This is a genomic window from Neisseria sp. P0001.S005 (assembly GCF_051963715.1).
Map to the genome: position 1 here is coordinate 15898 of NZ_JBQCTZ010000033.1, position 11242 is coordinate 27139.

Genomic DNA, 11242 nt, shown 5'->3' on the forward strand with positions numbered 1-11242 from the left:
TACAAAGTCATTTTATAACTGTTGTTAATTTGATAATCATTTTGAATCTGTTTGGCTGAATAAATTCACTTGTTTTTAGCTTGCTTATATAATCTAAACGCATTATTGCACATTCAAATTAAATTTAACAAAGGGAAAAGAAATGACTGAAACTCAAAACCAACCTAATAACGAAGAGTCCGTAGTGATTATCGGTACGCGTCGTGATGATGTGCTGTATGGCAGCTTGGGACACAATATTTTTTACGGCGGTTTAGGAAACGATACCTTTATTGTGAACAACAGGAATGACCAAATCGTTGAAAGGTACGGCGAGGGTACGGATACGGTTTATACCCATACGACTTATACGTTGCCGAATTATGTTGAAAACCTGACGATGACCGGCCACGATAATATTTTTGGTTTCGGCAACAATTCCGACAACATCCTCATAGGCAACAGCGGCAACAACCGTTTGAGCGCTGGCCGTGGCAAGGATGTGCTTTACGGAGGGGCGGGTAATGACTTGCTGTTGGCAGGCGATGATGACGACAAACTTTATGGTGGCGACGGCAACGATATTTTGCGTGGCGATCATGGCAACGATTATTTGGAAGGAAACGAAGGCGACGATGTTTTAGACGGCGGAATCGGTGCAGACGTAATGCGCGGCGGTAATGGCAACGATACATACTATGTAGACAGTCAAAACGATGTCGTTATCGAAGAAGCCAATGGCGGCATTGATACGGTCTACACGGGTATGACTTACCGTTTGCCGACTCATGTTGAAAATCTGACCTTGACCGGCAGCGGCAATTATTTCGGTTTCGGCAACCATTCCGATAACGTCTTAATCGGCAACATCGGCAACAACCGTTTGATCGGAGGCCGCGGCAATGATGTGCTTCGCGGAGAGGCAGGCTATGACTTGCTGTTGGCGGGTGATGGCGACGACAAACTTTACGGCGGTACCGGCAACGATATTTTACGCGGCGATGCCGGTAATGATTATTTGGATGGCGGTGAAGGAAATGACACGCTTGAAGGCGGTAGCGGAGACGATACTTATGTATTCCGCCGCGGCAGCGGCCATGATGTCATTTCAGACAATTTGGGCCATAACAGCATTCATTTTGAAGGTTTGAGTAGGAAGGATATCAGTCTTACTACTCGTCCAAGCGTCAGTAATCCTGCCTTTAAAGATTGGGTATTTACGATTCGTGAAACAGGCGAAACGCTGACTCTTAAAGAGCAACACAAGACCTATTCATCTGTATCTAAGTATAAATTCACGGATAAGGAAATGGATGTTGCTGAAATCTTCAAATATCCCGAGCATGATGCCAGCGAAGATAGCGTAACCATGCGTGTGCTTTATAAAGATGGTCATGCCGTCACACATGCCGCCGTACAAGGGCAGCATCTTCGGACGGCCTCTTTGCAGTATTGGGAAAATATTGCTACTCAAAAAAGAGCCAATGATATTGTCCGACCCAGTTATAAACAGGCGCAGCATTCTATCTTTACCAAAGACAGTGATGGCGACGGTTTGGTCGATGCTATTGACCGCAATCCGCAGGAGTGGAATGTTTCCGAGCGCGATTTGCGGATGTTCTCTTCATTGGCTTATGAATCTCCGTCTGCTTTGCATACTGTATTTAAAGGCAATTATTGGTGGAATACGCAATATGCTTCTATTGCTAAGAATATTAACGACAAATATTTTAGCAATCAGGCCAATGTATCTGAATTGGTTGGGAAATGGACATTGCTTAAGGCAGGTAGTCCGGGAGGCGGTTTGGATTATGCGATTTTCGGCAATGCGAACAAAAATGGCGGTTGGGAAAATGTCGTGGTAGCGTTTAGAGGTACGCAGGCTACCAGCATTAAAGATGTTTTGGCTGATTTGAACATTATGACCGGTAATTTGCCGGCTCAAACCAAATATCTGAATGACATTGCCCGTTATATTGATACGCTTCATGTCAAAAATGTGTATTCGACCGGACATTCGTTGGGCGGCTATCTTGCAGAATACTTTGCCGCACATACCATGCAACAGCGTAATGATTGGGCAAGTGATTTCAAACGCAGCAGTCTGTTTAATCCGGCTGTTTTGAATGTGGACAAAGCCTCGCCTGAAGCCTTAAAACAAGCACGGGATATGGCCGATAAAATGGCGGAAACACAGATTACAGACGACTCCGATACAACACAGGCACGCCATCTGTATGAAACCAATTCGTATGTAATCAAAGGCGAATGGGTTGGAGATGGTTTTTCAGGCAAAACAGGTGCGGGTATTGGTGCATTTTTGGGAGGGCTTGTTTTTGGGCCATGGGGCATTGCAGCAGGTGCAGCTGCTGGAGCTGCTGCGTCCCAAGTTCATAAAGGATTGGGCAGATATCCGAAAGCCAAGGTTTTGGATTTCAAAAGCGGCGATGTATGGGGCAAACACAATATGACCAGCTTTTATGAGTCTGATACCGAACTTGAACAATACTTCTCCCAAGGTAAACGTATCGACAAGCATTACAAAAATCCTTATTTGATGGATTCTGACCAAGACGGTTTTTCAGACGGCATTGAAAACAAATGGGGTAGCAGCAGTAATGATGCCCAAGAAACGCCATACGCAACCGGTACCTCTACTATTTATACCGATGACCGGCCCATGCTTGCCGTGGTTCAGACAGAGGATGCGGCCGGTAACGTCCTGTCACTCAAAGGCGTGGAAATGACGGCGCACCAGCAGGGCGATAAGATGGCGTATGCGGCAAACGGCAAGGAAATCGACTTAGGCAAAAACGGCTTCGATTGGTCTGTCAGCATCAGTGGAGATAGCAAAGGCGTAGCGGCCTTGCATGGCAGCGCGGCTGACGATGTATTGAAAGGCAGCGATGGCAATGATTATCTGGCAGGCGGACTGGGTAGCGATACCATTGTTACCGGCGAGGGTAGAGATACGGTGGCATTTACTGCATGGGATGTCCGCGAGGGTAAACTGGATCACTTGCTGGATTTCAATCCGGTCAAAGACAAGTTGGATTTGAGTGCCATGCGTCCGCTACTCAATGAGAAAGAAAGCCAGGTCGGCTGGGCGGATTTGTTTGTCCGCGATGTGGATACATTCAGCCCCGACCGCTCGTATCTTGTGTTCAACAGCACCCAAAAAACCTTGGCGTATCGGGGGGCGGGAGCTGAAAGCAGCACAGAGTTTGCACGTTTCTACAATGAAGACGCTGCGCAGCTGACAGCCGCCAATATTATTGGCTGATGGTTGTTTTAAAGTTTAAGGCCGTCTGAACCTGATATTTCATGTTCAGACGGCCTTAAACTTATATAATATCCGACCCATCTGTTTAAAAAGGCAATCCCCATGAACACCATACGCACCAAAATTTGCGGCATTACCCGACCTGAAGACGCGCTGGCCGCGGCCGAATTGGGCGCAGATGCCATCGGGCTGGTGTTTTACGCCAAGAGTAAACGGGCAGTGAGTATTGAGCAGGCGCAGGCGGTTGTGAAAAATCTGCCGCCGTTTGTATCGGTGGTGGCCTTGTTTGTGAATGAAAACGAGCAAACCATCCGCGAGATTTTGCGTCAGGTGCCGATAGATGTGATTCAGTTTCACGGCGATGAAGACGATAATTTTTGCCGTCGGTTTGACCGCCCGTATTTGAAGGCCGTGCGTGTACAGTCCGCTGCCGATATTCAGACGGCCTGTGCCAAATTTCCGAATGCACGCGCCTTGCTGTTTGATGCCTATCATCCGACTGAATACGGCGGTACGGGACAAAGTTTCGACTGGACCATGTTGCACGGCAATATCGGCAAACCGTGGATACTTGCCGGTGGATTGACTGCGGAAAACGTTGCCGAAGCGGTAAAAATCTGTGGCGCGGCGGCGGTGGACGTGTCCGGCGGCGTGGAAATCTCCGGTGGGATTAAGAGCAGGGAGAAAATGGCGGCGTTTATTCAAGCAGTAAAGGCCGTCTGAAAATGTGTTTGAATGAAAAACAACCGGAATACAGATATGCAAGAGCCAATCGTTGAATCCCACCCCTTCGCAGCCTTGTTGCCGCCGCAGGCAACGGTCATGATGATGGGGACGTTTCCGCCTAAAGAAGAAAAACACGCGATGCAGTTTCATTATCCGAATTTTCAAAACGATATGTGGCGCGTGTACGGGCTGGTGTTTTTCGGCGATGCGGCGCATTTTCAAAAGCAGGGCGAAAAGGCGTTTGATGCCGATAAAATCAAAGCGTTTTTGAGTGAGAAGGGGATTGCATCCTGTCCGACTGTGTTGAAGGCCATACGCGAACATGGCAATGCTTCGGATAAGTTTTTAAAAGTGATAGAAACCGTCGATTTGGCAGCAGTATTGGCGCAAATGCCCGAGTGCCGCCATCTTTGCACCACCGGCGGCAAGGCAACCGAAGTTTTGTTGGAGATTCAAGGCAGCGGCATGAAAATGCCGAAGACCGGCGAAACAGTACCGTTCCCATATGCTGGACGTGATTTGACCCTGACGCGCCTGCCTTCGACTTCGCGTGCCTATCCTTTGAGTTTGGCGAAAAAAGCAGCGGCGTATCGGGCTTTTTTTGAAATGGCTGGATTGACTGTTTTTCAGGAGTAGGGCGATGGATCGTTATGAAATCTCTTTAATGGTGTTTATGGCTTTGTGGTGGCTTTTTAATGTCGTCTCAGTGTGGCTGAAGGCCAAACAATGGCATATAAAGGTATTGCTGGGCGGAACGCTTTTGTATGTGATACAAATATCTGCAGTCATTATGTCTGTTAACGGTCTTAATTGGATATTTTTGAACGTAAGCACTATAAATACCAATGAGTTGATCATTGCTTTGCTTGTGCTTAACTTTTTGGGTTGTTGGTTGCTGGCACTGTGGCTGGGGATGTTGGCATTGAAACTATGTCTGAGAAACAAAAACGAAGAAAAATATATCGCGCCGCCGTTGGGTACGGCATTGATTGCAACATCGAGCAGTACGCTGTTGTTCCTATTTTGGCTGCTGAAATTATTATTCAATTAGTTGCCGACAAGATGAATGGAAAACGGCTATAATTGCTGACAATTTTACTTTCAGACGGCCTTGTACTGAATCAGGCCGTCTGAAACCATAAAACGAACAAGGAAAAATCCCATGAAAAATTATCACGCTCCCGACGAGAACGGCTTTTTCGGCGAACACGGCGGCCTGTACGTTTCCGAAACCCTGATTCCTGCTTTGCAAGAATTGGCAGAAGCCTATAAAGCAGCGAAAGAAGATCCTTCATTTTGGGAAGAGTTCCGCCATGATTTGAAACACTATGTCGGCCGTCCCAGCCCTGTTTACCATGCCGCGCGATTGTCCGAGCATTTGGGCGGCGCACAAATCTGGCTGAAGCGTGAAGATTTGAACCACACCGGCGCGCACAAAGTGAACAACACCATCGGTCAGGCTCTGCTCGCCCGCCGCATGGGCAAAAAACGCGTGATTGCCGAAACCGGTGCGGGCCAGCACGGCGTGGCTTCGGCAACTGTTGCTGCACGCTTCGGCATGACTTGCGACGTGTACATGGGCGCGGACGATATCCAACGTCAAATGCCCAACGTGTTCCGTATGAAATTGTTGGGTGCAAACGTGGTCAGCGTTGACAGCGGCAGCCGCACGCTGAAAGACGCGATGAACGAAGCCATGCGCGAATGGGTGGCGCGTGTGGATGATACGTTCTACATCATCGGCACTGCCGCAGGCCCTGCGCCGTATCCGGAAATGGTACGCGATTTCCAATGCGTGATCGGCAATGAAGCCAAAGAACAAATGTTGGAAGCCATCGGCCGCCAACCTGATGTTGCCGTTGCCTGCGTGGGCGGCGGCTCGAACGCCATCGGTTTGTTCCATCCCTATATCGAAGAAGAAAACGTACGTTTGGTCGGCGTAGAAGCAGGCGGTTTGGGCGTGGATACCCCCGACCACGCCGCACCGATTACCAGCAAAGCCCCTATCGGCGTATTGCACGGTTTCCGCAGCTATTTGATGCAGGACGAAAACGGTCAAGTCTTGGGTACGCACTCTGTTTCCGCAGGCTTGGACTACCCAGGCATCGGCCCGGAACACAGCCATTTGAACGACATAAACCGCGTGGAATACACCGTTGCCAAAGACGACGAAGCACTCGAAGCCTTTGATTTACTCTGCCGTTTCGAGGGCATTATTCCTGCGCTGGAGTCCAGCCATGCCGTTGCTTGGGCGGTGAAAAACGCGCCGAAAATGAGCAAAGACCAAGTAATTTTGGTCAACCTCTCCGGTCGCGGCGACAAAGACATTAATACCGTGGCGAAACTCAAAGGCATTGAGTTGTAAGCCTTATTGATTGAGCAGCAAAGGCCGTCTGAAAAAGCTGGATATCAGTCTTTCAGACGGCCTTTGTTTCCGTAATGATTCAGCGTAGTATTTTATCCGCGCAAACTCTATCAAGTATCGGCGGCTAAGGAAATTTATCCTTCCAAACCGAGCTTGTGTGCTTTCTAAACCGATTATTCAAGTTATCCATCACCATGAAACATTTGGCAATCCATCTAAAACTATTGGGCATGGCGGCGTTTTGGGGCGCATCTTGGCCGATGGGGCGGATGCTGGGACAAGCGCTGCCGCCTTTAACGGGCGGTATGCTGCGCTTTTTGACGGCGGCAATCTTGCTTTTGGGCTGGCTGTTTGCACGGTATCGATTGCGTACTTTGGCGGTTTTGTCGCGTAAACAATGGCTTGGATTAGCACTGGCGGCGGCATTCGGCGTATTTGGTTTTACCGTGTTGTCTATGCTGGGTTTGCAGCGGATTCCTGCTTCAAGGGCGACGGTGTTGGTTACGTTCAATCCTGTATTGACGATGTTTTTTGCGGCTTTGCTGTTTGGCGAGAAGCTCAACGGCAAGATTGTGTCGGGTATGTTGTTGGCTGTGGCAGGCTCGATATGGGCGGTCACGCATGGCGAGATTGCGGCATTTTTGTCGGGCGGCGGCATAGGGTGGGGCGAAGTGCTGGTGTTTTTCAGCCTTTGCTGCTTGGTCACTTATACGATGATAGGCAGGGCGGTGTTGCAGGGGATTGATGCGCTGACGGTCACCGTGGCCACCGCTTGGCTGGGTGCAATGATGTTGCTGCCGCCTGCGCTGATTTCAGACGGCCTGCCGTTTGGTATGCTTGCCGAAATGGACGGCAGGGGCTGGTTTGCTTTGATTGGCCTGTCTGTCGGCGCAACGGTCTTGAGCTATGCGTGGTATTTTGAAGGCGTGAAGACTTTGGGTGCCGGCAGCGCGGCGGCGTACATCACTTTGGTGCCGGTATTCGGTATTTTGTGTTCCGCTTGGTTTTTGGGCGAGGCATTGCATGTTTCTTTGGTTGCTGGCTGTTTGGCAGCGGTGGGCGGATTGGCGTTGATGCAGTACGGAAGACGTGCCGTCTGAAATAGAAAATATGTTATATAATAATGAAACTGATCAAACCATTGTTTTCAACATGTCTGAACATTCCCCCCTGCTCGATTTCGACCGCACCCACCTGCTCCATCCCTATACGTCCATGACCGACCCGTTGCCTGTTTATCCGGTGCGCCGTGCGGAGGGCGTGCACATCGAATTGGCGGACGGTACGCGGCTGATTGATGGGATGTCGTCTTGGTGGTGTGCGATACACGGCTACAATCATCCTGTTTTGAATCAGGCGGTTGAGGCGCAGATTAAGCAAATGTCGCATGTGATGTTTGGCGGTTTGACGCATGAGCCTGCGGTAGAGCTGGGCAAGTTGTTGGTCAGGATTTTGCCGCAGGGGCTGGACCGTATTTTTTATGCGGATTCAGGTTCGGTTTCGGTGGAAGTTGCGCTGAAGATGGCAGTGCAATACCAGCAGGCGCGGGGTTTGACGGCGAAGCAGAATATTGCGACGGTGCGGCGCGGGTATCACGGCGATACTTGGAACGCGATGTCCGTCTGCGATCCGGAAACGGGGATGCACCATATTTTCGGCAGCGCTCTGCCGCAGCGTTATTTTGTCGATAATCCGACAAGCCGTTTCGATGATGAATGGGACGAGGCGGATTTGCAGCCTGTCCGTTCCTTGTTTGAAGTGCATCATGCGGATATCGCCGCCTTTATTTTAGAGCCGGTCGTGCAGGGCGCGGGCGGCATGTATTTTTATCATCCGCAGTATCTTCGCGGATTGCGCGATTTGTGCGACGAGTTTGATATCGTGTTGATTTTTGACGAAATCGCCACCGGATTCGGGCGCACGGGCAAGATGTTCGCCTGCGAACACGCGGATGTTGTGCCGGATATTATGTGTATCGGCAAGGGCTTGAGCGGCGGTTATATGACGCTGGCAGCGGCAATCACTTCGCAAAAAGTCACCGAAACGATTTCGCGCGGCGAAGCGGGCGTATTTATGCACGGGCCGACATTTATGGCGAACCCGCTGGCGTGTGCCGTTGCCTGCGCCTCGGTCAAGCTGCTTTTGTCTCAAGACTGGCAGGCAAATATCCGCCGCATCGAAAGCATCTTAAAAGGCCGTCTGAAAGCTGCATGGGACATTCGCGGCGTGAAGGACGTACGCGTTTTGGGTGCCATCGGGGTGATCGAGTTGGAAAAAGGCGTGGATATGGCGCGTTTTCAAGCGGATTGCGTGGCGCAAGGAATTTGGGTGCGCCCCTTCGGCAGGCTGGTGTATCTCATGCCGCCTTACATTATTCCAGACGACCTCTTGACCGAACTTGCCGACAAAACCGTACAAATCTTGAAGGAACACAGCAAATGAAAGGCGTTTACTTCGTTAGTGGCATAGACACGGACATCGGCAAAACCGTCGTCACCGGCGTGTTGGCAAAACAATTGTTGCAGCAGGGTAAAAGCGTGATTACGCAAAAGCCCGTGCAAACCGGTTGCCAAGACATTGCCGAAGACATCGTCGTCCACCGCAAAATCATGGGCATACCCATGCAGGAAGCCGACAAACAAGGGCTGACCATGCCCGAAATCTTCAGCTATCCAGCCTCGCCCCATCTCGCCGCCCGTCTTGACGGCAGGGCTTTGGATTTGGATAAAATCCGTACCACCACTCAAGAGTTGGCGACGCAATACGAAATCGTTTTGGTCGAAGGCGCGGGCGGATTGATGGTTCCGCTGACGGAAGATTTGTTGACCATTGATTATATTCAGCAACAGGCTTATCCCGTCATCCTCGTTACCAGCGGACGGCTCGGTAGCATCAACCACACCCTGCTCAGCTTCTCCGCGCTCAAACAATACGGCATCCAATTGCATAGTCTGATTTTCAACCATATTCACGACAGTAAAGATGAAACCGTTGCCGGCGATACCTTGGAATATCTTAAAGGCCGTCTGAAAGATGAGTTTCCCGAAGCCAAATGGCAGGAGTTGGCCAAAACAGAGGTGTCAGATGGAGCTTGATATACCGCGTGGCACGCTTTGTTCACATGCCGAAGCTTCAAGTCTTTTGTCGTCTGATGCTGAACATCTGCTGACCGTTTCTTCGTTAACTGCCGCTCTGCGCGCTTCCGGCAAGGAGTTTTCAGTCGAGCCGGTGTATTTGGGTTTGACGAAGGGTGCGGAAAACGGAGACGAAATCTTTGTACGCGATGTTTTGCTCAAACTGGACGGCGAAACAGTGATACAAGCCAGAAGCGCGTGCCGACCGGACAGCCGTCTATGGACAGAATTATTGGATTGCGGAACGCAGCCTTTGGGCGAGCGCCTGTTTGACGGTACATTGCCGTTGAAACGTTCGGATTTTGAGTTTCTTCGTTTTGAAGATTCCGACCATCCATCTTTCAGACGGCCTGTTACCGCGCGCCGTTCCTATTTTGATTGGAACGGCGAAACATTGGAATTAACAGAATATTTCTTATTGAAATTAATAGATTTATACCGCTAAGGCTGTCTGAAAATAAAACCAATTACCGATGTTTGTCATAATTCTGTTATAATACAATAAATTAAATTGTTAAGATCTGTTTAATTTTAGACGGCAATAAATTATAATAAGAGCTAAGGCTCTAAAAAACCTTTCCTTCCGAATCGATATATAAACAACGACACATTACATCAATGAACATAAGGCGATTTTTCCTACAAATTCTACCGCGTTACGCTGTCGGACGGATGGTGATATACGCCAAGCTGATGCGCGTCGACAAACCCATTGGTACACTGCTTTTGCTGTGGCCGACTTATTGGGCATTGTGGATTGCGTCTAAAGGCGTTCCCGACGCGGATATTTTTATTGCCTTTACCGCAGGCACATTTCTAATGCGCAGCGCAGGTTGCGTCGTGAATGACTTTGCCGACCGCAATTTTGACGGTGCAGTAGAGCGCACCAAAAACCGCCCGTTTGCCAAAGGTTTGGTTTCTAAAACCGAAGCGCTGCTTTTGACCGTCATGCTGTGTCTGATGGCGGCTTTATGCTTGGTGCCGCTCAACCGTTTTACTTGGCTGATGAGCCTTCCGGCCTTATTTTTGGCCATCACATATCCTTTCACCAAACGCTTTTTTCCATTGCCGCAGTTTTATTTGGGGCTGGCATTTTCGTTCGGTATTCCCATGGCCTTTGCCGCCGTGCAAGGCCGAGTGCCTCCCGAAGCATGGCTGATGTTTACCGCTAATGCCTTATGGACGCTGGCTTACGACACGATTTATGCCATGGCGGACAAAGAAGATGATTTGAAAATCGGTATTAAAACTTCGGCAATCACATTTGGTCATCACGATATTACCGCCTCTATGCTTTGCCATTTTTGGTTTACCGTATTGATGGTGGTGCTGGGTATTAAAATCGGCGCAACTTGGCCTTATTGGCTGGTATTGCCGATAACCGTTTATTGGCAGTATCAGCAGTATGCCGCTATCCGTACGCGCGACCGCCAGTTGTGCTTCCAAACATTTTTGGCCAACAACCGCATCGGCTTGGCGTGGTTTTGCGGATTGGTCTGCCATTATTTCTGGTTGTTTTTGGTTTCCAAATTGTTTTAAAAAACTAGGTTGAGGCCGTCTGAAAAGAAGGGAAAAGGGGTATGCCGGACATACCCCTTTTTATTTAAACCATGATTTAGCCAATGATGGAATTTTTACTTTAAATTAATTATAATCAAATGGTTGGATTATTTCCAGTTCGTTAAAAAATATCAAAAACAACATGGAAAATGTTAGCAGGGCGAGTGTAAATTACGCCTTCAGGATTGAGATTTG

General features: G+C 49.3%; 10 protein-coding genes. All 10 read left to right on the plus strand.

Annotated elements, in window-relative coordinates; genetic code table 11:
• Positions 1-142 precede the first annotated feature (142 nt).
• The 10 genes from ACTHSP_RS06620 to ubiA all read left to right on the plus strand — a co-directional run bounded on the left by ACTHSP_RS06620 (position 143) and on the right by ubiA (position 11026).
• Positions 143-3262 carry an Mbeg1-like protein gene (locus ACTHSP_RS06620; protein WP_314512025.1) on the plus strand — a complete coding sequence of 1040 codons (3120 nt, stop codon included), beginning with the start codon at positions 143-145 and terminating at the stop codon, positions 3260-3262.
• Positions 3263-3364: 102 nt separating this feature from the next.
• On the plus strand, positions 3365-3985 hold the full coding sequence (locus tag ACTHSP_RS06625) for a phosphoribosylanthranilate isomerase (protein ID WP_314512023.1): 621 nt from the start codon (positions 3365-3367) through the stop codon (positions 3983-3985).
• A gap of 36 nt (positions 3986-4021) precedes the next feature.
• Complete coding sequence (locus ACTHSP_RS06630) at positions 4022-4624, plus strand: DNA glycosylase (protein ID WP_070625528.1); 603 nt, start codon at positions 4022-4024, stop codon at positions 4622-4624.
• 4 nt (positions 4625-4628) lie between these two features.
• Positions 4629-5039 carry a hypothetical protein gene (locus tag ACTHSP_RS06635; RefSeq protein ID WP_314512021.1) on the plus strand — a complete coding sequence of 137 codons (411 nt, stop codon included), beginning with the start codon at positions 4629-4631 and terminating at the stop codon, positions 5037-5039.
• Positions 5040-5150: 111 nt separating this feature from the next.
• Complete coding sequence (trpB, locus tag ACTHSP_RS06640; protein ID WP_049322854.1) at positions 5151-6353, plus strand: tryptophan synthase subunit beta; 1203 nt, start codon at positions 5151-5153, stop codon at positions 6351-6353.
• Positions 6354-6547: 194 nt separating this feature from the next.
• Entirely contained in the window at positions 6548-7453 is a 906-nt protein-coding gene (locus ACTHSP_RS06645; protein ID WP_070625512.1) for a DMT family transporter, read from the plus strand.
• A 52-nt stretch (positions 7454-7505) separates the two neighbouring features.
• Positions 7506-8795, plus strand: a complete 1290-nt coding sequence (bioA, locus tag ACTHSP_RS06650) for an adenosylmethionine--8-amino-7-oxononanoate transaminase (RefSeq protein ID WP_440345849.1) — start codon at positions 7506-7508, stop codon at positions 8793-8795.
• Positions 8792-9448 carry a dethiobiotin synthase gene (bioD, locus tag ACTHSP_RS06655; protein WP_004520062.1) on the plus strand — a complete coding sequence of 219 codons (657 nt, stop codon included), beginning with the start codon at positions 8792-8794 and terminating at the stop codon, positions 9446-9448. Before bioA ends, bioD begins: the two co-directional genes overlap by 4 nt.
• A complete protein-coding gene (locus ACTHSP_RS06660) occupies positions 9438-9932 on the plus strand; it encodes a chorismate--pyruvate lyase family protein (RefSeq protein WP_004520063.1) in 495 nt (164 codons plus the stop codon). Before bioD ends, ACTHSP_RS06660 begins: the two co-directional genes overlap by 11 nt.
• A gap of 173 nt (positions 9933-10105) precedes the next feature.
• A complete protein-coding gene (gene ubiA, locus ACTHSP_RS06665) occupies positions 10106-11026 on the plus strand; it encodes a 4-hydroxybenzoate octaprenyltransferase (protein WP_070504760.1) in 921 nt (306 codons plus the stop codon).
• Positions 11027-11242 lie beyond the last annotated feature (216 nt).